Genomic DNA, 25,616 nt, shown 5'->3' with positions numbered 1-25,616 from the left:
AAACGCCACAAAATGTGGCGTTTTAAGATTAACTGTCTTTTTTCTCTGTAGGTCTGAACAATCCAGATGCCCCTTCGGAGTAATCACGAGGTGGCATTTTTATTGGGGATTGATCATTTGCTGCTTCAGATTCACTTAATCGGTAGTTAAATGGATTTTCTTGCTCAGGCATATCAGGCATGAGCTCATTAGAGCTTTTTGCCATATGTTGGTAAAGCTGACGGTAATCTTTCGCCATGTTATCTAATAGTTCAGCGCTTCTAGCAAAGTGGCTGACAAGCTCATTGCGATAAGTATCAAGTTCTTCTTTTTTTGTATCTAACTCTGCTTTTATAGCATCTTGTTGGCGAAGGGTGCTGTTACCGTAACGCATTGCGAGTGCGCCGATAATAAGACCTACAACTAATCCAATCAGTGCATAAACCCAAACCATGGCAACTCCTTTTCATCTAATAGTGAGGACGATGGATTTTTATAACATCATAACCGCTAAAAGGCATGGGTGGAATAATATCCTTAAGCTTAATATGAAATTCCTGTGTTACGTTGATGTTAAAACAATTCTTAATGCTTATAATAGAGCCATTCGACAGACACAAATCAGTATGTCAGAAAATTAAGGATAAGAGGGCATTCATGACTGTTAGTACGCCGTTATCACTTTATGAAGCCGCATTGAAGCAAGGTGATTATCAACCTGATGATGTTCAGCGAAAAACTGTTCTCCATCTTCAACAGATATACCATGCATTATTAAAAGAGACTCCACCAGAAAAAAATTCGCTAACACAACGATTATTCGGGCGAATTCGCAAAAAAAAACAGATTGTTGCACCAGAACGTGGGTTATATATGTGGGGCGGTGTAGGTCGAGGTAAAACATGGTTGATGGATATGTTTTATCAAAGTCTGCCAACAGAACGAAAGCTTCGCTTACACTTCCATCGCTTTATGTTACGTGTTCAAGAAGAGCTGAAAAACTTACAAGGTCATGAAAATCCGCTAGAAATTATTGCCGATGGATTTAAAGCGCAAACCGATGTGCTCTGTTTTGATGAGTTTTTCGTTTCTGATATTACTGATGCAATGATTTTAGGTACTTTGCTTGAAGCGTTATTTGCCAGAGGCATCACGTTAGTAGCAACATCAAATATTCCACCTGACGAGCTTTATCGTAATGGATTGCAACGTTCTCGTTTTTTACCTGCAATAGAACAGATCAAACACCATTGTGACATTTTAAATGTTGATGCAGGTATTGATTATCGTTTAAGAACGTTAACACAAGCGCATCTTTTTTTATCTCCACTTAACGATAAAAATCGTCAGGAAATGGAGAGGGTTTTTTCTCACCTCGTCACCAGTGAACCACAAACCGATGTGACTTTAACCATTAATCATCGGCCGATGAAAGTCAGAAAAGTCGCTAATGGTGTGCTGGCAGTTAATTTTGCAACCTTATGTGTGGAAGCGCGTAGCCAGCTCGATTACATCGAACTTTCTAAGCATTATCATACAGTTTTATTACATGAAATGACGCAAATGAACGCGTTAAATGAAGATGTTGCGCGCCGATTTTTAGCATTAGTTGATGAATTTTATGAACGTAGAGTGAAACTGATTATTAATGCCGATGTTGAAATGAATGTGATTTACCAAGGTGATTTTTTACAGTTTGAATATCAACGTTGCTTATCACGTTTACAAGAGATGCAAAGTGAAGAATATTTAGTACAACCTCATCTCGCTTAATTTTTAATTCTTGAAGAAAGTCATCTTTCGTTATGGTAGGATGACGCAGGTTAAGTTGCTTGATGTTTTTTTCTATGAAAATAGAAAGCATTAGGTAACTTACAAGCGCTCTGGAAAGGAACAATTCTTCTCTTCAGGTAGCAAGAATTTATCAGTCAAATCAGAAAAAAGTGCTAAATTCGTTTTTTTCGCTGAAATATTGAAAAAGAATTCAATTGTTTTTCAATTATGACTCGATTTTTTTTTCTGACTTCTCTATAATCTTGCGACCCCACGTTGCAGCAAGTTTTTTATTTCCCAAAAAACTCGCATTTTAGAGTCAGCAGTGCTACTCGAAGGGGTAGGTTTGCTGGACACAAGAGTCGTGTGAACCTCAATAGTATTTGAACCGAGCGTTCACCAACGTGTAACTAAACATTGGGTAATTTTCAATAATGAAAACTTTTACAGCTAAACCAGAAACCGTAAAACGCGACTGGTACGTTGTTGATGCAGACGGCAAAACTTTAGGCCGTTTAGCAACTGAAATTGCTAGCCGTTTACGCGGTAAGCACAAAGCGGAATACACTCCGCACGTTGATACTGGTGATTACATCATCGTTTTAAACGCTGAGAAAGTGGCGGTAACTGGTCATAAACGTACTGACAAAGTTTACTACCGTCATACTGGTCACGTAGGTGGTATCAAACAAGCGACTTTCGAAGAGATGATCGCCCGTAGTCCTGAGCGTGTAATCGAAATCGCGGTAAAAGGCATGCTGCCAAAAGGGCCTCTGGGTCGTGCGATGTACCGTAAACTGAAAGTTTACGCAGGATCTGAGCACAACCACGCGGCACAACAACCGCAAGTTCTGGACATTTAATCGGGATAATAGGCAATGGCTGATAATCAATACTACGGCACAGGTCGCCGCAAAAGTTCTTCCGCACGTGTCTTCATTAAGCCAGGTAGCGGTAATATCGTAATCAACAAACGTAGCCTAGAAGTTTACTTCGGCCGCGAAACAGCACGTATGGTTGTTCGTCAACCGCTGGAATTAGTTGATATGCTGGGTAAATTAGATTTATACATCACTGTTAAAGGTGGTGGTATTTCTGGTCAAGCTGGCGCGATCCGTCACGGTATCACTCGTGCACTGATGGAATATGATGAGACTCTACGTTCTGATCTGCGTAAAGCTGGTTTCGTAACCCGTGATGCGCGTTCTGTTGAACGTAAGAAAGTGGGTCTGCGTAAAGCACGTCGTCGTCCACAGTTCTCTAAACGTTAATTTGTTATCTTTTAGATATCAATTTGATGTTGAAAACCCGTCTTCACAGGCGGGTTTTTTATTTTTGACTTATTTGTACTTATTAATAATAAAAACATCATGTTGCTAATACATGGTACTGTTTTTCATAAAACAAGCTTCATGTAAGATAACAATGGTGTTAAAAAACCTATTTTTTAGATTTTACCTCTAAATAATTTTATTTTTTGATATTATAATCTTACTTTTAGGGTAGTGTAGCATATTGTATTGAATTATTTGTATTAGTCCCCCTAAGTAACATGAATTCTGGTAGAATAGTGGGCTTTGGTGTCTTTCTTTCTATAACTTCATCATGTTGCTAATGGGTATGTTGATTGTAATATCTGTGATGAGTTTGAAAGTCATACCAAAATTATTATGACAATAATGATTGTTGAATGATTATTTTGGTATTACTTGATAATGATATGTGCCGCAAAGACAGGTGAGTTTTTAACCCTGTAAAATATGATTATCCCACGATAACACTGTTACAGGTAGTTACCCAATGCAGTTAATCACTTAAATGTTTATTTAGGTCTACTGCGTTTGTGTGCTTGTCTTTTAGGAATGGGGAAATGGAAAAGGCATCGTGCTAATTCATTTCTTTAATTGATTAACTTGGAGGTTTTCATGGCTGTCGCTGCCAACAAACGTTCGGTAATGACTTTGTTTTCCGGTCCGACTGATATTTTCAGCCATCAGGTCAGAATTGTCCTAGCGGAGAAAGGTGTCAGTGTTGAAATTGAACAGGTTGAAGCTGGTAATCTTCCACAGGATCTTATCGATCTAAACCCTTACCAAAGTGTACCGACTTTGGTGGATCGTGAGCTGACTCTGTATGATTCACGTATCATCATGGAATATCTTGATGAGCGCTTCCCTCATCCTCCTTTAATGCCTGTCTATCCTGTTGCTCGTGGTAGCAGCCGTTTAATGATGCATCGTATTGAGCATGATTGGTATTCTTTAATGAATACCATTGAAAAAGGAACTGAACAGCAAGCAAATGCTGCTCGTAAACAGTTAGCTGAAGAGCTATTGGCTGTATCTCCTGTGTTTAAAGAATATCCTTACTTTATGAGTGAAGAGTTCAGCTTAGTAGATTGCTATCTTTCTCCTCTGTTATGGCGTTTACCAGTGCTCGGTGTGGATTTAAGCGGTGCTGGTGCTAAAGATGTACAAATTTATATGCAACGTGTTTTTGAGCGCGATTCATTCCTTGCCTCATTAACTGAAGCAGAGCGTGAGATGCGCTTACCTTCAAGAGGGTAATAGAATATGGAGATTATGGATATGTCTCCGCGTCGTCCGCATTTATTACGTGCGCATTATGATTGGATCATTGAAAACGATTTAACACCTCATCTTGTTGTTGATGTGAATGTTGTTGGTGTTCAAGTTCCGATGGAATATGCGCACGATGGTCAAATTGTACTAAATATTTCATCTCGTGCAGTAGATGACTTAGAGTTAACGCCGTATCAGGTTTTATTTAGTGCAAGCTTTGGTGGCATACCTCGTAAAGTACGAGTGCCTATAGCTGCTGTTATGGCTATTTATGCGAGAGAAAACGGTGCGGGAATGATGTTTGAGCCAGAGCCTGCTTATGAATCTGGTGCATCATTAGAGTTTGCTGAAGAGGAACATCAAGAGTCTTCAGAAGCACCTGTTGGTGAAGTTTTATCATTGGTGACTGAGAAATCTGTTTCTGATGATGCTACGCCACCTGATGATGATCCTGAGCCACCTCGCCCGACGGGTCGACCATCATTGCGTGTTGTGAAATAAGAGATTAACTTATTTGTATTAATGAAAAACCCAGTTCACTTGAACTGGGTTTTTTGTGCACAAAAAAAGCGCCCTATATTGCTATTGAGCGCTTTATTGGATTGTATTACTAAAAATTATTTCAGCAGTTCTTCTAAACAACCAGTATAAAGGTTAACAGCTGTCATCAATTGTTTTTCATCGAAATCAAAGCCTGCTTGGTGGTGACCTGCGGTTCTATCGGCACCAACAACGAAGTACAGTGATTTACCACCACAACGTTGTACACGTTTTGCTAATACTGTCGCATCTTCACTGCCACCAAATGGGCGCGTTGCAACGGCTGTTAGTTCTGAGTGTTTACCCACAACTTTGGTCATTACATCAATCAATTCTTGGTCATTCGTCAAGTCAACGGCTTCACCCATGATTTCACTTTCCATTTCTAACTGGAAGCTATGTGCTGCACCTTCAGCCATACGTACAGCATTTGCTGCCATAAAGCTGTTGATCTCTTCGTTTTCACCACGAACTTCAATTTGCATTTCAGCATTAGCTGGGGTGACATTACGGCCTTCACCGGCTTTTAATACACCGATATTGATACGTGACATTCCTTTACCGTGGCGAGAAATACCCAGCATTTGTGTTGCTGCATGGCAAGCGCCTGCTAATGCATTACGGCCTAATTCTGGTTCTGCACCTGCGTGAGATGGCGCACCTTTAAAACGGAAGTCATATTTAGTGGTACATAAGAAATGTGTTGGGTTAATAACAATTTCACCACTGTTTGCGATAAAGCCTAAGTGTGCACCTAAGAAGTAATCTGCATCATCTGCGATACCACTTTCAGCCATCGCTCGCGCGCCACGAACACCTTCCTCTGCTGGTTGGAATAAAATTTTAACTTTACCAACCACTTTATCTTTATTCTCAACTAACCAGTGAGCAACACCTAAACCGATAGAGATATGTCCATCGTGACCACAAGCGTGCATCTCACCCGCGTGACAAGAAGCAAAGTTTTCGGCATGAGGACGGTGTTCAGTTTCAGTTGCTTCGTTAACACCTACACAGTCGATATCAAAACGCAGTGCTACTGTTGGACCTGCTTTACCACTGTCAAAGATAGCCACACAGCCTGTGAGTTCTTTCATCTCATCAAGCAGTGCTTCATCAACATTGTGTTTTCTTGCAATAGCCAGCCCTTTCTCAACGACTTGGCGACGACGACCAAAAGCGAACTCTTGGTTGATAACTTCAGGGCCAACTTTAACTTCTAAACCTAAGCTACGTAATTCTTTAACGATCTTTGCTGTTGTAAGAAATTCAGACCAACCAATTTCTGGATATTGGTGAAATTCGCGACGCCATTTAATTAATTTTTCGAGATTAAGAGCTGACATATTCATTTCTCCACTTATAACATGAATAACGCAACAGCGATGACGCCAATAATCATACCTGGTGCAGTACGTTTTGCGATTTCCATAGGGTTAATATTTGCAAGGCCAGCACAAACAATCGCGGCGCCGGCTAGTGGTGACATAGTACGACCTAATGCGCCAGATAATGCAGCAGCCATACCCATATCAGGAATTTCATAACCAAATTGTGCAGCATGTGGTGTGACTGTTTCGTTGAATGCGAATGCTGCCGCGTCACCAGAACCAGTAATAATACCCATTAAGAATGGCCCTAAAGTACCACCCCAGCGAGCAAATTCAGGAGAATGCGTTAAGAAGTTGATGAACGCGTCGATCAAACCAGATGCTTTCAGGCCTGCTGCGAATACGGCAGCTGCAATGATGATACCCAATACATCACCATAAGCATTACCCATACCTTTAAAGAACTCTTTCGTAATTTGAGCTGGGTTAGTTAACGTGATGAACAGCGCATAGATAGAACCGATTAACATTGCTGCGGGTACAGACAGTTTAAATGTACTGAAAGACTCGAAGAATGGCAGAATTAACAGGATTAATGGAATAAAAGGTGCTGTTGCATATAAGTAGTTAGGGCGAACAGCTTCTGGTGTTGCTTGTGCCGATGAAGATGATGCATCACCAGCAACAGAAGCCATTTTGAACTCTTTTTTCACTAGAGCAACAACAGCGAGCGAAACGGCTGCAATACCACCCGCCATTAAGCTGTATGGGCTATGGCGAGCGATTAAATCAACCACTTCCATATTTGCCATGTTTGCAACGAAGGCGTTATGTGACATACCTGGGCTTAGCATTGAGCCGATAGTACCACATAATACTGCACCACCAGCGATAGCTGGGTGAATACGAGCTGCGATTAATAATGGAATGAGTGTCGCACCAACCGCTGCTGCGCAACCTGCTGCTGATGGGATCGCGATATTAATAAAATACGTTACGACAACGGTAGCTGGAATAAGGAAGAAGCCAAGACGAGTCATTACTTTTGATAATACGTGCACCAGATGCATATCACATTTGGTGTATTTCATAACATAAGCAAAACCCATACTCGAACAGATTGCTTGAATTAATGATGAAGAAACCATGCGCTCGCTAAATGCGGTAAACGCATCTAATGGGCTCAGACTTAAAATACAGAGTAATAAGCCGGCACCAATTAGCACCATTCGGGTTTCATATTTTTTTATTAGCAAATAGACAGTTACGATAATAACGGCTACTGCGATAAGTTGCATCACCATAGTGATCCCCTAGTTAATTATGACAATTTTATGAAAACGAACCTAACATCAATAAATTATATTTTTCTGTAAAGTTATTAGGTGACTCCATTATGAAGTTGGTTGGTTGACAATATTTGATTGTTATCAAATTTAATAGCTGAAATAAAATCTATTTTTTTAGACTGTGATGTTATTAACAAATGCTGTAAAGCAATGACTATTAAAAGATGACGGAAAGGTTAAGCAAAAAGAGATAAAGTAAAAAATACGAAAATAAATTATATTTAATATAGATCCGGAGTGTTATTTTGATACAAAAAAGAATATCGATTTTTATCAAAATATTATTCTATACATTATATTAAATGCTAATGAGAATGATTTTTGTCTGATATTTGTATTATCCTTAAATACTATTTATTAATTTTACCGATAGTATTGAAAAATTATCCCACTTAAATTAAATGGGATAATAAACAGGAGAAATTGTTATTTTAAATAGCGAAAACAAAAAATATTTAACATGATAAATATCGCAATATGCCTTCGGCAGCCTCTCTTCCTTCTGCTATTGCAGTTACCACAAGATCGGAGCCTCGTACAATATCACCTCCAGCAAACACTTTAGGGTTTGTTGTTTGATTTGGTATTTCTTTATTATCTAAAATAATAATTCTGCCTGAAGATGCATATTCAATATTATTTTCATCTAACCATGGATAATGTGCAGGTTTAAAGCCAAATGCCAGAATAACCGCATCGGCAGATAACAGGTGCTCACTTCCTTCAATCGGTGTTAATGTTTTATCGCTTTGAGTTTTAATAACACGAATACCGACCACTTTATTTTGATTATCGACTTCAATATCTATAGGTTGAAGATTAAATAAAAATTCTCCACCTTCTTCTTTAGCATTTTTTACTTCGCGTTTTGAACCCGGCATATTGCTTTCATCACGACGATAAACACAAGTCACTTTATTTGCACCTTGCCGAATTGCTGTACGCACACAGTCCATTGCCGTATCACCACCTCCTAATATCACAACATTTTTATCTTTAAGGTCAATATAAGGTGTTTGAGGATCTTCGTTATATCCCATTAAATAACGAGTATTACCAATTAAATAAGGTAGTGCGCTATAAACACCATGAGCATTTTCATTAGGAAAATGCCCGCTCAAACTGTGATAAGTGCCCAATCCTAGAAATACAGCGTCATATTGTGCTATTAGGGTATTAAGGGCGATATCTTTGCCTATTTCCGTATTAAGGCAGAACTCAATACCCATTTCACTAAATAATTCGCGACGTCGGATCATCAGTGATTTTTCGAGTTTAAAAGAGGGGATCCCAAACGTAAGTAATCCTCCAATTTCTGGATGCTTATCATAAACAACGGGTTTTACACCTTGTCGAATAAGAACATCTGCACAGGCAAGGCCCGCAGGGCCTGCGCCGATAATCGCGACCTTTTTATTGGTCATTGTGACGTGAGAAAGATCAGGGCGCCATCCTTGTGCTAAAGCGGTGTCATTGATGTAACGTTCAAGATTGCCAATTGTGACGGCACCAAAATCATCATTAAGTGTACAGGCTCCTTCACACAGTCTATCTTGAGGGCAAACACGACCACAAATTTCAGGCAAACTGTTGGTTTGATGAGAAAGCTCAGCAGCTTCAATAATGCGCCCTTCATTTGCAAGCTTTAGCCAGTTAGGGATGTAATTATGAACAGGGCATTTCCATTCACAATATGGATTACCACAGCCTAAACAGCGATCAGCTTGCGCAGAGGCTTGCTGTGGTGAAAAAGCCTCATAGATTTCAACAAACTCAATCTTACGAATTGCTAATGGTTTTTTGGTCGGCTCAATACGATTTAAGTCGATAAACTGATACACATTCTGACTCATAATATTCTCCTATTGTGCCTGAACGCGTAATTCAGCGGATGAACGACGAGGGTGACCGAGTAACGCATTGACATCACTGGATTTGGGCTTAACTAATTTAAAGTGTTGTGACCAATATTCCCACTGTGAAAGTAACATTTCACCTTGCTGTGAGCTTGTTAATCTTACATGCTCTGCAATCATGCCACGTAGATGTTCAGCGAGAATGGCAAAGGATGCAACAGGAAGCAACTCAATAGATGAGGCATTGATCCGTTGTGATAATGTTGAATCTTCATCTAACAGATAGGCAAATCCACCCGTCATTCCCGCACCAAAGTTAATACCTGTTTTACCCAGAACGCAGACAATACCGCCAGTCATATATTCACAGCCGTTATCGCCAACACCTTCAACTACAGCTATCGCGCCGGAGTTTCTCACAGCAAAACGCTCGCCAGCTAAACCTGACGCATAAAGTTTTCCACCTGTGGCACCATAAAGGCAGGTATTACCCATAATCGTGGCGTGGTGATTTTTAAAGGCAGAGCCAATAGGAGGGGAAATAACAATACGACCTCCTGCCATGCCTTTACCAACATAATCATTAGCATCACCCACTAAGGTTAATTCAACGCCCTGAGCATTCCAGACACCAAAACTTTGGCCGGCTGTTCCTGTAAAATGAAGTTTAATCGGGGTGGCAGATAAACCACTTTCGCCATATTTTTTAGCAATAATGCCAGATAACGTTGCGCCAACAGAACGGTCAGTATTACGAATATCAAAATAATAGGTTTGGCTTTTTTGCTGCTCAACGGCTTGAAGGGTTTGAGTAACAATGCGTTGGTTTAATTCGCCCTTATCATAAGTATTATTGTTTTCCTGACAATAAAGTGCATAACCTGATGGTGACGTTGCGGTTTCTAACAATCCATCTAAAGAGAGTTTTTGTTGTTTACTGCTAACGCCTTCTAGGCATGAAAGCAGGTCGGTTCGACCGATTAAATCGGTGATTTTTCTCACGCCAAGTAATGCCATTAACTCACGAGTTTCTTGCGCAATAAAACGGAAGTAGTTAATAACGCGTTCTGGTAATCCGTGATAATGGTTACGGCGGAGCGTTTCATCTTGGGTTGCTACACCCATTGCACAATTATTTAAATGACAAATACGCAAATATTTACAGCCTAGTGCCACCATTGGCCCAGTACCAAATCCAAAACTCTCTGCACCTAAAATAGCCGCTTTAATAATATCTAGACCTGTTTTTAATCCACCATCGACTTGTAAACGAATTTTATGGCGTAGGTCGTTTGCCACTAACGCTTGTTGAGTTTCAACTAAGCCAAGTTCCCACGGGCTACCTGCATATTTTACGGAAGTTAAAGGGCTTGCTCCTGTACCTCCGTCATAACCTGCGATGGTGATCAAATCTGCATAAGCTTTGGCAACACCAGTCGCAATGGTGCCTACACCGGGCTCTGAAACCAATTTTACAGAAATCAGTGCAGTCGGGTTGATCTGTTTTAAGTCGAAAATAAGCTGTGCTAAATCTTCAATGGAGTAGATGTCGTGATGAGGTGGCGGCGATATTAAGGTCACACCGGGTACGGCATAACGTAGTTGCGCAATATAAGGTGTCACTTTATCTCCGGGAAGTTGTCCGCCTTCACCGGGTTTTGCGCCTTGTGCGACTTTGATTTGTAAAACATCAGCACTCATTAAATAAGAGGGGGTCACGCCAAAACGACCAGAGGCGATCTGTTTAATACGTGAGACTTTATTAGTACCGTAACGAGCTGGATCTTCGCCTCCTTCACCTGAATTTGAAAATCCTCCTAAAGTATTCATCGCTTGCGCCAGTGCTTCATGAGCTTCTCGGCTTAATGCGCCAATTGACATCGCCGCAGTATCAAAGCGTTTAAATAATTCGGTTTCAGGTTCGACTTCTTCAATTGAGATGGCTGTTGTCTTGTTATTAAGCACTAACATATCGCGCAATGTTGTAATTGGGCGTTGTTGCACAAGGTTTGCATAGTGCTGATAGTCGGTATATTCCCCACTATTTACAGCTTTCTGTAATGCTTGAACGACATCAGGATTGTAGGCATGGTATTCACCTTTATGTGCATATTTTAATAATCCACCTGCTTCTAAAGGATAACGAGTTAACCAGGCTCGTTTTGATAGATTAAATAAATCCTGTTCAAAATCACTAAAGTCAGCGCCATTAATCCGATTATCAACACCAGCAAAACAGAGGTTAACAATGTTATCGTTTAATCCGACCGCCTCAAAAAGCTGAGAGCAACGGTAAGAGGCAACGGTTGAAATGCCCATTTTGGACATGATCTTATACAATCCTTTATTTATGCCGTTGCGGTAATTCAGCATCACTTGAGCATAGCTTGCTTGCAGGATTTTTTTATCAACACGTTGCGCTAAAGATTCATAGGCAAGATAAGGATAAATAGCTGTAGCACCAAATCCGAGCAATACGGCGAAATGGTGGGGATCACGAGCGCTGGCCGTTTCAACAATAATATTAGCATCACAGCGTAAGTTATTATCGACCAACGCTTTTTGTACAGCGCCCACGGCCATAGGCGCAGGAATAGGTAGTCGCTCTTTAGTAATATTTCTATCTGATAAAATGAGTAATACTGCACCACGATGAACTTCCTGTTGTGCTGTTACGCATAATTGGCGTAATGCTGTTTCTAGGTTGCCTTCTGTGGGTTGATACGTGATATCAAGATGAACGGATTGGTAATAAGGATTTTCTTGATTAATAAGCTGTTGGAAATCGCTATAAAGCAAAATAGGTGATTTAAAACTCAGCCGATGTGCTTGACCTTCCGCTTCGCAAAACACATTCATCTCGCGTCCAATACAGGTCGCTAAAGACATGACATGGGCTTCTCTTAATGAATCTATCGGAGGATTTGTGACTTGCGCAAATTTCTGTCTGAAATAGTCATAAATCAGGCGAGGGCGTTGAGAAAGTACAGCAAATGGAGTGTCATCGCCCATTGAACCTGTGGCTTCTTGCCCGTTCTCTGCAAGCACATGCAAAATGCTTTCAAGCTCTTCTTGGCTATAGGCAAATTGTTTTTGATAAGTGGCTAATAAAGTGTCATCAAAGGCGCGTTGCCCTGTGGCTTGTTGTTCTGGTAACTCTTCAAATGGCGTTAAGCGTTTGACATTGCGTTCTAGCCACAATTTATAAGGATGGCGTCTTTTTAAATCCTCATCAGTTTCGGCTGAGTGCAAAATGCGCCCTTGATGAGTATCAATGACCATCAGTTCACCGGGACCGACTCGTCCTTTTTCTCGCACTTCATCAGGCTGATAATCCCAAATACCAATTTCAGAAGCACAAGTGATGATGTTATCTGTGGTAATAACGTAACGAGCAGGACGTAAACCGTTTCTATCTAGCGTACATGCAGCATAACGACCATCTGATAATACAATGCCCGCAGGGCCATCCCAAGGCTCCATATGCATTGAGTTAAAATCAAAAAATGCCCGTAAATCATCATCCATTTGTGGATTATTTTGCCATGCTGGAGGAACGAGTAACCGCATAGCACGAACAATATCCATACCACCATTGAGAAAAAGCTCTAGCATATTGTCGAGTGAACTTGAATCTGAGCCACTCTCATTCACAAAAGGGGATGCACTTTGTAGATCTGGAATCAGTGGCGTATTGAATTTATAGGCACGCGCTCTCGCCCATTGGCGATTGCCTGTGATGGTATTAATTTCACCGTTATGCGCTAAATAACGAAAAGGTTGAGCAAGTGGCCATTTGGGAGTGGTATTCGTTGAGAAACGCTGGTGGAATAAACAAATTGAAGATTCCATGCGTAGATCAGCAAGATCGGTAAAAAAACGAGGTAGATCGATGGCCATACAGAGGCCTTTATAAACCGTCACCAAATTAGAAAGACTGCAAATATAAAAATCACTGTCAGTAATGCGTTTTTCAATGCGTCTACGAGCAACAAAGAGTCGTCTCTCAATATCACTTATCCGCCAGCCTGCAGGTGCGTTAATAAAAACTTGTTCGATTAAAGGAAGAGAAGAAAGAGCAATACTGCCTAAAATCTCAGTGTTAATAGGAACTTTGCGCCAGCCAACAATGGAAAGCGTTTCACGTTGTAGCTCTTCTTCGACGATGAGACGGCACTGTTTGGCAATATTAGGATCTTGGCTTAAAAATAGCATTCCTACGGCGTAATTTTTTGCTAAACGCCAGCCTTTTTCTTGTGCAACTAATTGGAAAAAACGCTCTGGTTTTTGTAAGAGTAATCCGCAACCATCACCGGTTTTGCCATCAGAAAGAATAGCGCCACGATGTTGCATTCTGGCGAGACCATGTATGGCATTTCTGACAATCTTATGGCTGGCTTGTCCTTCAATATGCGCGATCAACCCAAATCCACAATTGTCTTTTTCCTGTGTCTTTTGATAGAGCATTTTTGCTTCCTACTTGGTTTACTGGGCACCTCAAAAAAAGAGCGCAAAAGGAACGTTTTGGCTCAAAGTATGTAGGTAAATTTATGGGTGTTCAGTTGGGTGATATTGTGTTTGCCTAGCTTGGTGTGTTTTTTATATTGCTCTGCTATGCCTTTTAAACTTATCGATAAATAAAAATCAGGTCAATGTGTAGAAAGATTTGACTGAGATAAAATAGGTAAGGAGTGTTTTATTCTAACACATTGATTAATAGGTAAATTATTCTATTTTAAAATGGTGTGGGAACGATTTTTTAATGTGAGCTATATCACTTTATTTGAGCTATTTAGCTTTATCTCATCCTTTAATGATAAAAACGAGCAGTGAGTTATTCTGATGAATGTATTAAATTTGGAATTTTATTGTTTTTATACATTTTGTATAAAAAAAGACAAATTGCATTTTTTATAATAAGGTCTATTTATCGAGGGTATAGCTACCGATTATGTTACTTGGTTTTGTATTATTCTTATGAATGCACATGTCCTAGATAGGCTTGTTGAGAGAAAATAGAGGATTAAATCAAACAAAGTAATGAGAAATAACTGTTCGTAGCAAGATTTCTGAATGTTCGCCACTGCGCCAATTCATTTTTGGGTTATCATTCCATAGATTCAATATATTGGAGTTTTCAATGAAATTGCTCAAAGGGCTTGCCCAATACTACGTTGACTTAATGATGAGGCTGGGGCTAATTCGCTTCTCATTGTTGTTAGCTTCTGCATTAGTTGTTTTAGCGATGGTTGTTCAAATGGCGGTGACATTCTTGCTTGCAGGTGATGTTACCAGTATTGACCTTGTTCGCTCTATTTTCTTTGGACTGATTATTACGCCTTGGGCTGTCTATTTTCTTTCAGTTGTCGTTGAACAACTGGAAGAATCACGACGTCGTTTATCTCGTATGGTGGATAAACTAGGCGTAATGCGCCAGCGAGACTTAGAGCTTAACTCTCAATTAAAAGAGAATATTGAGCAATTAAACTTGGAAATTCAAGAGCGTGAAAAAGTTGAAAAAGCGCACCTTGAACTACTAGAAAAACTAAAAAGTGAAATGAAGCGTCGTGAATTGACGCAAATCGAGCTTGAACAACAATCCTCACTTTTACGCTCATTTCTAGATGCTTCTCCTGATTTAGTTTATTACCGTAATGAAGATAATGAATTTTCAGGATGTAACCGCGCAACAGAATTACTGACAGGTAAAAGTGAGAAGCAGCTTATTGGTTTAACACCGCTTGATGTGTATGACGAAGATATTGCGATAAAAGTGATGGAAACCGATGAGAAAGTTTTTCGTCACAATGTCTCACTTACCTATGAGCAGTGGCTGGTTTACCCTGATGGGCGAAAAGCCTGTTTTGAATTACGTAAAGTGCCGTTTTATGACCGTATTGGTAAGCGTCATGGCTTAATGGGTTTTGGACGTGACATTACAGAGCGTAAGCGCTATCAAGACGCGTTAGAGAATGCGAGTCGTGATAAAACCACCTTTATCTCAACCATCAGCCATGAATTGCGTACACCGCTAAATGGTATTGTTGGATTAAGCCGTATCTTATTGGATACCGAGCTTTCACCAGAACAACTCAATTACTTAAAAACTATCCATGTGAGTGCGATTACGTTGGGTAATATTTTTAATGACGTGATTGAGATGGACAAAATTGAGCGTAGAAAAATTCAGTTAGATAACCAGCCAATTGACTTCACTGAATTTATTTCTGATTTAGAAAATCTGTCTGGACTGTTAGTACAGCCAAAAGGATTGAAATTCACGCTTGAAGCAGAAGAAACGCTACCGCATAAGATAACTTCTGATGGGACTCGATTACGCCAGATTTTATGGAATCTCATTGGTAACGCGGTGAAGTTTACTCAAGAAGGTGAAATCAAAGTACGTATTTGGCAAGAAGCGCCAGATAAGTTGTTCTTTGAAGTGAAAGATAGCGGGATTGGTATTCCTAAAAGTGAGCTTGAGAAGATCTTTGCCATGTACTATCAAGTCAATGATAGTCAAGGTGGTCGTTCTGCAACGGGAACGGGTATCGGACTTGCTGTCTCAAAACGCCTAGCACAGCATATGGGCGGTGATATTCGTGTTGAGAGTGAGTTAGGTGAGGGGTCTACCTTTACCCTCTCTATCGTCGCTCCTGCTATTGAAGAACATCACAATATCGATAGTGATGATGAGCTCTTATTACCAGCTTTAAATATTCTGCTTGTTGAAGATATTGAACTTAACGTGATCGTGGCCTGTTCTGTTTTAGAAAAACTGGGTAATACCGTTGATGTAGCAATGACAGGGCAAGAAGCGTTATCGATGTTTAAGCCTGATGAATATGACTTAGTGCTATTAGACATTCAATTACCCGATATGACAGGGTTCGATATTTCAAGAAAATTACGTCAAGAATTCGACAGCAATGAACTTCCTCCTCTTATCGCTTTAACAGCAAATGTTTTGAAAGACAAAAAAGAGTATTTGGATGCGGGAATGAATGATGTGCTAAGCAAACCACTTTCTGTGGACGCACTTACCGCGATTATCAATAAATTCTGGGGAGATGGTGCGGTTTCTATGCCATGTAATGAGTCATCGGAATTGTTGAATAAAAATGAAGAATTATTAGATATAGACATGCTGAATCAGTACATCGAACTCGTAGGACCTCAATTAATCACTGATGGTCTAGATGTTTTTGAAAAGATGATGCCAAGTTATATGTCAGTTCTTGAATCTAATCTGACAGCGCGCGATCAGAAAGGCATCACTGAGGAAGGACATAAAATCAAAGGTGCAGCAGGTTCTATTGGTTTAAAACATTTACAGCAACTCGCTAAACAGATCCAATCACCGGAATTACCTGCTTGGTGGGACAATGTGCAAGAGTGGGTAGATGAGCTAGGAAAGGATTGGAGAAAGGATGTGGAAAGTTTAAGAAACTGGTTAGCAGGGGCTAGAAAAAAATAACCCCAACCGAAGGTTGGGGTGCGCGAATACTGCGCCAACACCAGGGAAACTTTTCTATCCGCTTTTTTTGATTCTCATTACATAGGCGAATAGGATGAAACTATTCCATACATCATACATGCAACAAAATAGCAAAGATAAGTTTTTTTGTTACAAGAAACATTTAAATATGTGATGCCGATTGGTGTTTACACCTATAAATGGGTAACTAGTAATCTACTACAAACGGAGAAAGATATGAAATCAATTGCGGTAATTTTAAGTGGTTGTGGTGTATTCGATGGGAGTGAAATCCATGAATCAGTGCTCACAATGCTTGCTTTGAGCCAAAATAATGCTGAAGTTCATTATTTTTCACCTAATGAATTACAACCAACTGTAATTAATCATATTACAGGTGAAGAAAAATCAGAAAAAAGGAATATGATGGAAGAATCTTCTCGTATTTCTCGTGGTAAAATATCCCCTTTATCAGAAGCAAAGGCTGAAAACTTTGATGCTGTTATTATTCCTGGTGGTTTTGGTGCTGCTAAGAATTTGTGTAATTTCGCAACAAAAGGAAGTGACTGTGAAATTAACAAAGATCTCTTAAGATTTGTACAAGCGATACATCAGCAAAATAAACCATTAGGGCTAATGTGTATTGCGCCTGTAATGTTACCAAAAATGTTAAATTCTCCAGTAAAATTAACAATTGGGAATGACGTGGAGACCGCTCGTACAATTGAAAAGATGGGAGGGGTCCATATAGATTGCCCTGTTGATGATATCGTTGTCGATGAAAAATATCGTGTTGTCACTACGCCTGCGTATATGCTTGCACAATCTATAGCACAAGCACAGGTGGGGATTGAGAAACTGGTTAAGAAAGTCCTTGAGATGGCATAAAGAGTAGGTAAAAACAGCAGATGGTACTGGTGAGAAAGTTAAAGAAACTATTAATTATTTTAATTGCTTTATGGTTGTTAACAGTTGTGCTGTTTTCTTTTTTACCTGTGCCTTTTTCTGCTGTTATGGCTCAAAGACAAATTTCTGCTTGGAGTGAGTTTGATTTTTCTTATGTATCACATTCCACTTGGGTCAGTGAGAAAGAGATAGCTCCTGTGATGTATTTAGCCGTTATTGCATCTGAAGATCAAAATTTCCCCAAACATTGGGGATTTGATTTTGATGCTATTGAGAAAGTTTTCAAAAAAAATTATAACAATGGTAAAACATTACGTGGAGCATCGACTATTTCTCAGCAAACGGTCAAAAATCTTTTTTTATGGGATGGTCGTAGTTGGATTAGAAAAGGTCTCGAGACCGGAATGACGCCAGTTGTCGAGCTTATTTGGTCAAAAAAACGTATTTTAACGGTATATCTAAATATTGTTGAGTTTGGTGATGGGATCTTTGGCGTAGAGCAGGCTTCTCAACACTATTTTAGAAAGCCCGCAAAACAACTTACAAGTTATGAAGCTGCATTATTAGCCGCAGTATTACCTAATCCGCATATTTATCACGTAAATAAACCTTCTGCTTACACCCTAAAACGACAACAGTGGATCTTAAATCAGATGCGGCTAATGGGTGGAATTAGCTTTTTAAAGAAAAATAATTTGTCATAACTCTATAAGGTTTGAAATATTTTTCTATTAGGTTCAGCAATCTTTTCTGATAGCTTCGTTATTGCAGAAGGATCGTTAGATTGGCGAGACTGCACACGAAATTGTGAAGGTGTCATGCCGTATTTGCGCTTAAAAGCATCGCAAAAATAGGCATTACTGCCAAAACCACAGCGATGACTTATTTGAAAAACAGTGTAATTAGAAAACGTGAGGTAATTTAATGCAATCCCCATTCTGACATCGAGTAATAACTGGCAGAATGAAACGCCTTCTTTACTTAAATGTCGGCGTAACGTTGATGGCGTTGTGAAAAGCGTTTTAGCGACATCTTCTAAATGCCATTTTTTTTGCGGATCTTGCGTAATTAAATGCGTAATTGCCTGATTCTTAGGCTCATCATAGTTAAATCGGAAGATATTTAAAATATCGATACCTTCTTGATATACCGCCATCAAAATAAAAAATAAACATTGCTGCATAAACATGGTTTCTTGAGATGGAGAGCCATGTGGTAGTGGTAAGCATTGTTTTAAAATTCCAAAATTACTTTTTATCACTTCAGGCGTCGATAAATGGTAAGCAGGAAGATGGCTTGTCAGTGGTGAGCTAGATTTTATTAAAGGTTTTAGTAAAGAGAAAACAGATTGAAGTTCTGTTTCACATAATACAAGAGTGTGTAGTTCAATCGATTTATGCGTAAATTGATTCACTATATCGCAAGACACTTGACTGTATTTCGGAATAATAAGCGTTAAATGACTAGATACATCAATAGATTGCCCATTGATGCAAATCGTACCTTTTGCGCCACTAACCATCGCTATCATCGGGTTTTCGATGTAAAACGTTTTTAAAGACATTTGGTTAGAGGACAGGATGTGTTTGTATTCCATGATCTTCGATATACCGTAGGCAAGTTAAGCATTCATCTTGCTTAAATGAACAATACTCAAAATTAGCTCATTAGTTGTATAAACTGATAAGCCACGTCTAGAATAATAAATAGAAAGATTATTCTAGTTTAAATTAGTGTTGTCATGCAAAGCAGAATAAGAGTGAAACAGAATATAATCTTGTTGATAAAACAAGACAATATAGATATTTGTTCATTTTTTACATTAATTTTAAACAGTGTTATTTTTTCTAAATAAATTGTTATTTATTCAAAACGCATTTTTCTTAATAAGGTGTAGAATCGCGCGTCACAGACAAAGGCGATTATTCTGTTCTTAGGGTATCACTGTTTGTCTTTTATCCACACCCTATCCAACATTCATTAGCTTATTTTCTATTTGTTTTTGAATGACTCAATCTTATGGATAGCGCTGTATTATTCACACATTTTCCTGATTTATTGATAATTTTGCCGAGTTGGCAGGAGTGAGTATGTCTGACTTTTCAGGGAAGGGTTGGCTTGCTGAAATCGCTTTACGCTATGAAGTAAAACGCGAAGTCACGCGTCTTACAGAAAAGCGTCATATCGGCCCATTAATGGTTCAGCGTCCTTTTTATCCTGAGCAAGGTATTGCACACACTTATTTACTTCATCCCCCAGGCGGTGTGGTTGGTGGCGATAACCTATTGATTAATATTGATGTGCAATCCCAAGCGCACGCATTGCTCACAACACCTGGGGCGACTAAGTTTTACCGTAGTGCTGGTGGTGTGGCTCATCAGATTCAAACATTAAAGGTCGCACCGAATGGTTTTTTAGAGTGGCTTCCTCAGGAGAATATCTTTTTTCCTGAAGCCCAAGTTCGCCTAGAAACGCATATTCATATTGCAACTACGTCGAGATTTATTGGCTGGGAAATCCAATGCTTTGGTCGCCCTGTTTTAAATGAATGGTTCGAAAATGGCAGTGTTAAAGGACGTTTTAATTTCTATATTGATGAAAAGCTGACATTAACAGAATCGCTTTTTGTTGATGGTTTACAAAAAAGATCGGCCGCAATGCGTGAATTTCCCATGTTGGGGTCGCTTTATATTTATCCCGCAACGGACGAATTAAAAAACAGTATTCAACAAAGTATCGAGGCTTTCTCAGCTTCTTACGATCATGCCATTGAATATGGCTTAACAGATATAGACGGTATTTTAGTTTTACGGTTATTAGGCTCCCAAACAGAGCCGATGATGGCGTGTTTTGTTCAAGTTTGGCAAACCGTCAGACAACACTGGTTAGGGTATTGCCCTGAGCCGCCTCGTATATGGGCGACATAATCGTTAATTTTAGGAGCAGAAATGGAATTAACACCAAGAGAAAAAGATAAATTACTGCTTTTTACAGCGGGCCTTGTTGCTGAAAGACGTTTAGCGAAAGGGCTCAAGCTTAATTATCCTGAAGCGGTTGCACTTATCAGTTGCGCCATTATGGAAGGGGCGAGAGAAGGTAAAACGGTTGCCCAATTAATGAGTGAAGGACGCTCAGTTTTGGCAGCGGAACAAGTCATGGAAGGTGTACCAGAAATGATAAAAGACATTCAAGTGGAATGTACATTCCCTGATGGTACAAAACTTGTTTCTATCCATGATCCTATTGTGTAGGTAACAACATGATACCCGGTGAAATTAGAGTTAACCAAACGTTAGGCGATATTGAGCTTAATGCTGGCCGAGAGACAAAAACAATACAAGTTGCTAATCACGGTGATAGACCCGTGCAGGTGGGTTCTCATTATCATTTCTATGAAGTAAATGATGCGCTGAGATTTGAGCGAGAAGGTACATTGGGTTTTCGTTTAAATATTCCAGCAGGTATGGCGGTTCGTTTTGAACCCGGTCAAAGCCGTACCGTTGAATTAGTGGCTTTTGCAGGAAAACGTGAAATTTATGGTTTTCACGGCAAAGTGATGGGTAAATTGGAGAGTGAGAAAAAATGAAAACTATCTCACGTCAAGCTTATGCAGATATGTTTGGGCCAACAACAGGCGATCGTCTGCGATTAGCTGATACTGAGCTCTTTCTTGAAATTGAAAAAGACTTCACCACTTATGGTGAAGAGGTCAAGTTTGGTGGTGGTAAAGTTATTCGCGATGGTATGGGGCAGAGCCAAGTCGTTAATGCTGAATGTGTCGATGTACTTATCACTAACGCCATTATTTTAGACCATTGGGGGATCGTAAAAGCCGATATTGGTATTAAAGATGGCCGTATTGTGGGGATTGGTAAAGCGGGTAATCCGGATGTACAACCTAATGTGGATATTGTTGTAGGGCCGGCCACAGAAGTGGTTGCGGGCGAAGGTAAAATAGTTACCGCTGGTGGCGTTGATACACATATTCACTTTATCTGCCCTCAACAAGCACAAGAAGGTTTAGTCTCTGGTGTCACCACATTTATTGGTGGTGGTACAGGGCCTGTGGCTGGAACGAATGCAACGACAGTAACGCCAGGTATTTGGAACATGCACCGCATGTTAGAAGCCGTTGATGAATTGCCTATTAATGTGGGGTTATTCGGCAAAGGTTGTGTCAGTCAACCAGAAGCGGTTCGCGAGCAAATTGAGGCGGGTGCTATTGGTCTAAAAATTCATGAAGATTGGGGTGCAACGCCGATGGCAATTCATAACTGCCTTAATGTTGCCGATGAAATGGATGTGCAAGTTGCTATTCATTCTGACACCTTAAATGAAGGTGGTTTTTATGAAGAAACTGTAAAAGCGATAGCGGGCCGTGTGATCCACGTTTTCCACACAGAAGGGGCGGGTGGTGGGCACGCACCCGATGTAATTAAATCAGTCGGTGAGCCGAATATTTTACCTGCTTCAACAAATCCAACAATGCCTTATACCATTAACACGGTAGATGAACATCTCGACATGTTAATGGTTTGCCATCACCTTGATCCTTCTATTCCTGAAGATGTGGCCTTTGCTGAATCTCGTATTCGTCGCGAAACTATTGCTGCGGAAGATATCTTACATGATATGGGTGCTATTTCTGTTATGTCGTCAGACTCACAGGCAATGGGGCGCGTAGGTGAAGTTATTCTTCGCACTTGGCAATGTGCGCACAAAATGAAATTACAACGAGGCATATTAGAAGGTGACACTGCTGAAAGTGATAACTGTCGCATTAAACGCTATGTGGCGAAATACACTATCAATCCTGCTTTAGCGCATGGTATTGCACATGAAGTGGGTTCTATTGAAAAAGGGAAGTTGGCTGATCTGGTTTTATGGGATCCTGCTTTCTTTGGTGTGAAACCCGCATTGATCATGAAAGGTGGCATGGTGGCTTATGCCCCAATGGGGGATATTAATGCGGCTATTCCAACGCCTCAGCCTGTGCATTATCGCCCAATGTATGCGTGTTTAGGTAAAGCGAAATACCAAACGTCAATGATCTTTATGTCAAAAGCGGGCATTGAAGCCGGTGTACCAGAAAAGCTGGGCTTGAAGAGCTTGATTGGCCGTGTCCAAGGTTGTCGTAGCGTGACAAAAGCATCGATGATCCACAATAGCTATGTGCCACATATTGAGCTAGATCCACAAACCTATATTGTGAAAGCAGATGGTGTGCCATTAGTGTGTGAACCCGCAACACAATTACCGATGGCACAACGCTATTTCCTCTTTTGATGCAGATTTATTGAGAATATAGAGAATGAAAAGATTTACTCAGCTTATTGATCAACAAAAAGCACTTGAAATAGCAACACCAGAACAACCGCCTCTTACTCTGTGCTTAACGATGGATGAAAGAACCAAAAGTCGTTTAAAAGTGACATTAAGTGATGGGCAAGAAGCAGGGTTATTTTTACCTCGAGGTACGGTGCTAAAAGAGGGCGATATTTTACTGTCAGAAGATAATACGCTAGTCACAATTGAAGCCGCAAAAGAGCAAGTTTCAACCGTGTATAGTGACGATCCGCTGCTATTGGCTCGTGTTTGTTACCACTTAGGCAATCGTCATGTTCCATTACAAATTGAAGCGGGTTGGTGTCGTTATTTTCACGATCATGTTTTAGATGATATGGCGAGAGGCTTGGGCGCCAATGTGGTTGTGGGGTTGGAAAAATATCAACCTGAGCCGGGTGCTTATGGTGGATCGTCTGGTGGACATCATCATCACGCACATGACGATCACCATCATCATCACTAATTATTTGAATAAGGGAGCCTATTGATGCTTGCAGATCTACGCTTATATCAATTAGTCAGTCCTTCTTTACCGGTGGGATCGTTTACTTATTCTCAAGGGTTAGAGTGGGCAATTGAAAAAGGTTGGGTTTGTTGTCCTCAAACGTTAATGGCTTGGTTAAGTACTCAAATGACGGGTAATTTAGCGACGTTAGAGCTCCCTATCTTACGGCGATTACAAGAAAATTTAGCACAAGCCAAAATGAGTGAAGTGAAGTATTGGTGTGATTTTATTATCGCAAGTCGTGAAACTAAAGAATTGCGACAAGAAGAGCGCCAACGCGGTATTGCTTTCGCTCGTTTACTTCCTCAATTAGATATTGAGTTAGATGAAACCTTACAAGCCTGTGTAAAACAGACACAACTGATGGCGTTTGCGCTAGCGGCTGTGAAATGGAATATTTCCGTTGAAAAGTTATGTTGTGCTTACGCTTGGGGGTGGCTTGAAAACATGGTGATGTCAGGCGTGAAATTGATCCCATTAGGGCAAAGTGCGGGACAGAAAATACTGTTTACATTAGCAGAGCAGATCCCTGAGATTGTTGAGCAGTCTGCATATTGGCCCACTGAAGATATTGGGAGCTTTACACCCGCGCAAATCATTGCCAGTAGTCGTCATGAAACACAATACACTCGACTTTTTCGTTCATGAGAAACCTATATGCAAGAATATAATCAACCACTACGTATTGGTGTTGGTGGCCCTGTTGGATCAGGAAAAACAGCACTGTTAGAAGTTCTTTGTAAAGCAATGCGCGACACTTATGAAATCGCGGTTGTAACTAACGATATTTATACCCAAGAAGATGCCAAGATCTTAACGCGTGCTGAAGCATTAGATGCCGACCGTATTATTGGTGTCGAAACAGGAGGTTGTCCTCATACTGCTATCCGTGAAGATGCTTCAATGAACCTTGCTGCGGTTGAAGAGTTAGCAATGCGCCACAAAAATCTTGATATCGTTTTTGTGGAAAGTGGCGGTGATAACTTAAGTGCGACATTTAGTCCAGAGCTTGCTGATTTAACTATTTACGTGATTGATGTGGCCGAAGGGGAAAAAATTCCACGTAAAGGAGGCCCTGGTATTACTCATTCTGATCTGCTGGTGATCAACAAGATCGATTTAGCCCCTTATGTTGGCGCCTCATTAGAAGTGATGGAAGCTGATACTGCTAGAATGCGTCCTGTAAAACCTTATGTTTTCACCAACTTAAAAGAAAAAGTAGGCTTGGAAACTATTATCGATTTTATCATCGATAAAGGGATGTTAAGACGCTAACAGCTTGTTGAGTAAAGACGAGTTTTAGTCGAGAAAGAAACTGACAGTATCGGTCATTATTCACAAAGACCGATACTGACAGGATAATACAAAAACGAGATTAGTAATGTGATCAGTTAAGGTAAGTAAATGCGGTGGTAACTTTAACAACCCCTTTGGTTTCACTAGCTATTTTCGCAACAGCCGCCCCTTCTTGGCGAGTTAAAATACCAAATAAGAACACTTCACCATTTTCAGTGATCACTTTTACTGACGATGATTTGACTGAATCACTGCCTAAAATTTGAGAGCGAACTTTGGTTGTTAACCATGTATCTGAAGACGCCGTGCCTAATGTCACAGGCTCGCCTTGGCGAACTTCGTTATAGACGTTATTCACCCCTTCAACCTTACTTGCGACTTGTTTAGCCGTATTGGCAACAGACATATCAGGGCTTTGACCTGTTAACAGAATATTGCCTTGATAAGCGGTAGCCACAATACGTGAATTGCTTTTCTTGATCTGTTCGTTTTTGTTTAGAGCACCAGAAACACGTGCTTCCAAGGTACCATCGTCAACTTGTTGCCCTAATGAGCGAGGATCGGTTGCAGTTTTACCCGCAACTGCGGCAGTGCCGACAACAGCTGCGCCGATACAACCTTGCAGTAAAAGTGCAGAACACAGCACTGCAGTGATAGGAAGCAATTTCATAGTAAC

General features: G+C 40.2%; 22 protein-coding genes. 15 read left to right on the top strand and 7 right to left on the bottom strand.

Annotated features, from left to right (window positions below):
* Positions 1 to 28 precede the first annotated feature (28 nt).
* Entirely contained in the window at positions 29 to 433 is a 405-nt protein-coding gene (gene zapG / locus DK861_RS04540) for a Z-ring associated protein ZapG (RefSeq protein WP_072063764.1), read from the bottom strand.
* Between the two features lie 203 nt (positions 434 to 636).
* On the opposite strand from zapG, the gene zapE reads away from it, so the two are divergent.
* From zapE to sspB, 5 genes are all read left to right on the top strand, one after another.
* The gene (zapE, locus tag DK861_RS04535; protein WP_072063763.1) at positions 637 to 1,752 is read left to right on the top strand and encodes a cell division protein ZapE; all 1,116 of its coding nucleotides are present in this window, start codon (positions 637 to 639) and stop codon (positions 1,750 to 1,752) included.
* Between the two features lie 434 nt (positions 1,753 to 2,186).
* Entirely contained in the window at positions 2,187 to 2,615 is a 429-nt protein-coding gene (rplM, locus tag DK861_RS04530; RefSeq protein WP_006535327.1) for a 50S ribosomal protein L13, read from the top strand.
* A 15-nt stretch (positions 2,616 to 2,630) separates the two neighbouring features.
* Positions 2,631 to 3,023, top strand: coding sequence for a 30S ribosomal protein S9 (gene rpsI / locus DK861_RS04525; protein ID WP_004245284.1), 393 nt, complete (start codon positions 2,631 to 2,633; stop codon positions 3,021 to 3,023).
* Between the two features lie 654 nt (positions 3,024 to 3,677).
* Positions 3,678 to 4,319, top strand: coding sequence for a stringent starvation protein SspA (gene sspA / locus DK861_RS04520; protein ID WP_072063762.1), 642 nt, complete (start codon positions 3,678 to 3,680; stop codon positions 4,317 to 4,319).
* A gap of 6 nt (positions 4,320 to 4,325) precedes the next feature.
* On the top strand, positions 4,326 to 4,835 hold the full coding sequence (gene sspB, locus DK861_RS04515; protein WP_109399355.1) for a ClpXP protease specificity-enhancing factor: 510 nt from the start codon (positions 4,326 to 4,328) through the stop codon (positions 4,833 to 4,835).
* A gap of 116 nt (positions 4,836 to 4,951) precedes the next feature.
* Here sspB and DK861_RS04510 read toward each other — a convergent pair whose 3' ends face one another.
* From DK861_RS04510 to gltB, 4 genes are all read right to left on the bottom strand, one after another.
* A complete protein-coding gene (locus DK861_RS04510) occupies positions 4,952 to 6,220 on the bottom strand; it encodes an amidohydrolase (protein WP_072063760.1) in 1,269 nt (422 codons plus the stop codon).
* Between the two features lie 14 nt (positions 6,221 to 6,234).
* Positions 6,235 to 7,509: a C4-dicarboxylate transporter DcuC gene (gene dcuC, locus DK861_RS04505; protein ID WP_072063759.1), complete on the bottom strand. Its 1,275-nt coding sequence runs from the start codon at positions 7,507 to 7,509 to the stop codon at positions 6,235 to 6,237.
* Between the two features lie 500 nt (positions 7,510 to 8,009).
* A complete protein-coding gene (locus DK861_RS04500; RefSeq protein WP_109399354.1) occupies positions 8,010 to 9,407 on the bottom strand; it encodes an FAD-dependent oxidoreductase in 1,398 nt (465 codons plus the stop codon).
* Positions 9,408 to 9,416: 9 nt separating this feature from the next.
* Entirely contained in the window at positions 9,417 to 13,877 is a 4,461-nt protein-coding gene (gene gltB, locus DK861_RS04495) for a glutamate synthase large subunit (protein ID WP_109399353.1), read from the bottom strand.
* 673 nt (positions 13,878 to 14,550) lie between these two features.
* Between gltB and arcB the strand changes: the two genes are divergently transcribed.
* From arcB to mtgA, 3 genes are all read left to right on the top strand, one after another.
* A complete protein-coding gene (arcB, locus tag DK861_RS04490; protein WP_072063756.1) occupies positions 14,551 to 16,887 on the top strand; it encodes an aerobic respiration two-component sensor histidine kinase ArcB in 2,337 nt (778 codons plus the stop codon).
* A 237-nt stretch (positions 16,888 to 17,124) separates the two neighbouring features.
* Positions 17,125 to 17,775 carry an isoprenoid biosynthesis glyoxalase ElbB gene (elbB, locus tag DK861_RS04485; RefSeq protein ID WP_109399352.1) on the top strand — a complete coding sequence of 217 codons (651 nt, stop codon included), beginning with the start codon at positions 17,125 to 17,127 and terminating at the stop codon, positions 17,773 to 17,775.
* 20 nt (positions 17,776 to 17,795) lie between these two features.
* Complete coding sequence (mtgA, locus tag DK861_RS04480) at positions 17,796 to 18,497, top strand: monofunctional biosynthetic peptidoglycan transglycosylase (protein WP_072063754.1); 702 nt, start codon at positions 17,796 to 17,798, stop codon at positions 18,495 to 18,497.
* Positions 18,498 to 18,499: 2 nt separating this feature from the next.
* Here the strand turns inward: mtgA and DK861_RS04475 are convergent, their stop codons facing one another.
* Positions 18,500 to 19,390, bottom strand: coding sequence for an AraC family transcriptional regulator (locus DK861_RS04475; protein WP_072063753.1), 891 nt, complete (start codon positions 19,388 to 19,390; stop codon positions 18,500 to 18,502).
* 493 nt (positions 19,391 to 19,883) lie between these two features.
* Here DK861_RS04475 and DK861_RS04470 point away from each other — a divergent pair, with 493 nt between their 5' ends.
* The 7 genes from DK861_RS04470 to ureG are packed head-to-tail and all read left to right on the top strand — an operon-like array spanning position 19,884 to position 24,919.
* Complete coding sequence (locus tag DK861_RS04470) at positions 19,884 to 20,720, top strand: urease accessory protein UreD (RefSeq protein WP_109399351.1); 837 nt, start codon at positions 19,884 to 19,886, stop codon at positions 20,718 to 20,720.
* Positions 20,721 to 20,741: 21 nt separating this feature from the next.
* On the top strand, positions 20,742 to 21,044 hold the full coding sequence (locus DK861_RS04465; RefSeq protein ID WP_006535308.1) for an urease subunit gamma: 303 nt from the start codon (positions 20,742 to 20,744) through the stop codon (positions 21,042 to 21,044).
* A gap of 8 nt (positions 21,045 to 21,052) precedes the next feature.
* Positions 21,053 to 21,379, top strand: coding sequence for an urease subunit beta (locus tag DK861_RS04460; protein WP_006535307.1), 327 nt, complete (start codon positions 21,053 to 21,055; stop codon positions 21,377 to 21,379).
* Positions 21,376 to 23,079: an urease subunit alpha gene (ureC, locus tag DK861_RS04455; protein WP_006535306.1), complete on the top strand. Its 1,704-nt coding sequence runs from the start codon at positions 21,376 to 21,378 to the stop codon at positions 23,077 to 23,079. The genes DK861_RS04460 and ureC overlap by 4 nt, the downstream gene beginning before the upstream one ends.
* A 25-nt stretch (positions 23,080 to 23,104) precedes the next feature.
* The gene (gene ureE / locus DK861_RS04450; protein ID WP_109399350.1) at positions 23,105 to 23,602 is read left to right on the top strand and encodes an urease accessory protein UreE; all 498 of its coding nucleotides are present in this window, start codon (positions 23,105 to 23,107) and stop codon (positions 23,600 to 23,602) included.
* A 24-nt stretch (positions 23,603 to 23,626) separates the two neighbouring features.
* Entirely contained in the window at positions 23,627 to 24,292 is a 666-nt protein-coding gene (locus DK861_RS04445; RefSeq protein WP_162556759.1) for an urease accessory protein UreF, read from the top strand.
* Positions 24,293 to 24,301: 9 nt separating this feature from the next.
* Positions 24,302 to 24,919, top strand: a complete 618-nt coding sequence (gene ureG / locus DK861_RS04440) for an urease accessory protein UreG (protein ID WP_006535303.1) — start codon at positions 24,302 to 24,304, stop codon at positions 24,917 to 24,919.
* A 112-nt stretch (positions 24,920 to 25,031) separates the two neighbouring features.
* Here the strand turns inward: ureG and dolP are convergent, their stop codons facing one another.
* On the bottom strand, positions 25,032 to 25,610 hold the full coding sequence (dolP, locus tag DK861_RS04435) for a division/outer membrane stress-associated lipid-binding lipoprotein (protein ID WP_036933029.1): 579 nt from the start codon (positions 25,608 to 25,610) through the stop codon (positions 25,032 to 25,034).
* Positions 25,611 to 25,616: the final 6 nt, after the last annotated feature.

This window comes from Proteus sp. TJ1640, from assembly GCF_003144445.1.
In the GTDB taxonomy this organism is placed as follows: Bacteria; Pseudomonadota; Gammaproteobacteria; order Enterobacterales; family Enterobacteriaceae; genus Proteus; species Proteus penneri.
The sequence above is the reverse complement of the archived record's forward strand: the minus strand, read 5'-3'. Positions and strand labels throughout refer to the sequence as shown.

Coding starts and splice junctions, on each gene's coding strand:
- rpsI (WP_004245284.1), top strand. CDS start 2,631: ATGGCTGATAATCAATACTACGGCACAGGTCGCCGCAAAAGTTCTTCC.
- DK861_RS04465 (WP_006535308.1), top strand. CDS start 20,742: ATGGAATTAACACCAAGAGAAAAAGATAAATTACTGCTTTTTACAGCG.
- dcuC (WP_072063759.1), bottom strand. CDS start 7,509: ATGGTGATGCAACTTATCGCAGTAGCCGTTATTATCGTAACTGTCTAT.
- DK861_RS04475 (WP_072063753.1), bottom strand. CDS start 19,390: ATGGAATACAAACACATCCTGTCCTCTAACCAAATGTCTTTAAAAACG.
- zapG (WP_072063764.1), bottom strand. CDS start 433: ATGGTTTGGGTTTATGCACTGATTGGATTAGTTGTAGGTCTTATTATC.
- rplM (WP_006535327.1), top strand. CDS start 2,187: ATGAAAACTTTTACAGCTAAACCAGAAACCGTAAAACGCGACTGGTAC.
- DK861_RS04500 (WP_109399354.1), bottom strand. CDS start 9,407: ATGAGTCAGAATGTGTATCAGTTTATCGACTTAAATCGTATTGAGCCG.
- DK861_RS04470 (WP_109399351.1), top strand. CDS start 19,884: ATGTCTGACTTTTCAGGGAAGGGTTGGCTTGCTGAAATCGCTTTACGC.
- DK861_RS04445 (WP_162556759.1), top strand. CDS start 23,627: ATGCTTGCAGATCTACGCTTATATCAATTAGTCAGTCCTTCTTTACCG.
- elbB (WP_109399352.1), top strand. CDS start 17,125: ATGAAATCAATTGCGGTAATTTTAAGTGGTTGTGGTGTATTCGATGGG.
- DK861_RS04460 (WP_006535307.1), top strand. CDS start 21,053: ATGATACCCGGTGAAATTAGAGTTAACCAAACGTTAGGCGATATTGAG.
- dolP (WP_036933029.1), bottom strand. CDS start 25,610: ATGAAATTGCTTCCTATCACTGCAGTGCTGTGTTCTGCACTTTTACTG.
- DK861_RS04510 (WP_072063760.1), bottom strand. CDS start 6,220: ATGTCAGCTCTTAATCTCGAAAAATTAATTAAATGGCGTCGCGAATTT.
- gltB (WP_109399353.1), bottom strand. CDS start 13,877: ATGCTCTATCAAAAGACACAGGAAAAAGACAATTGTGGATTTGGGTTG.
- zapE (WP_072063763.1), top strand. CDS start 637: ATGACTGTTAGTACGCCGTTATCACTTTATGAAGCCGCATTGAAGCAA.
- ureC (WP_006535306.1), top strand. CDS start 21,376: ATGAAAACTATCTCACGTCAAGCTTATGCAGATATGTTTGGGCCAACA.
- arcB (WP_072063756.1), top strand. CDS start 14,551: ATGAAATTGCTCAAAGGGCTTGCCCAATACTACGTTGACTTAATGATG.
- sspB (WP_109399355.1), top strand. CDS start 4,326: ATGGAGATTATGGATATGTCTCCGCGTCGTCCGCATTTATTACGTGCG.
- sspA (WP_072063762.1), top strand. CDS start 3,678: ATGGCTGTCGCTGCCAACAAACGTTCGGTAATGACTTTGTTTTCCGGT.
- mtgA (WP_072063754.1), top strand. CDS start 17,796: ATGGTACTGGTGAGAAAGTTAAAGAAACTATTAATTATTTTAATTGCT.
- ureE (WP_109399350.1), top strand. CDS start 23,105: ATGAAAAGATTTACTCAGCTTATTGATCAACAAAAAGCACTTGAAATA.
- ureG (WP_006535303.1), top strand. CDS start 24,302: ATGCAAGAATATAATCAACCACTACGTATTGGTGTTGGTGGCCCTGTT.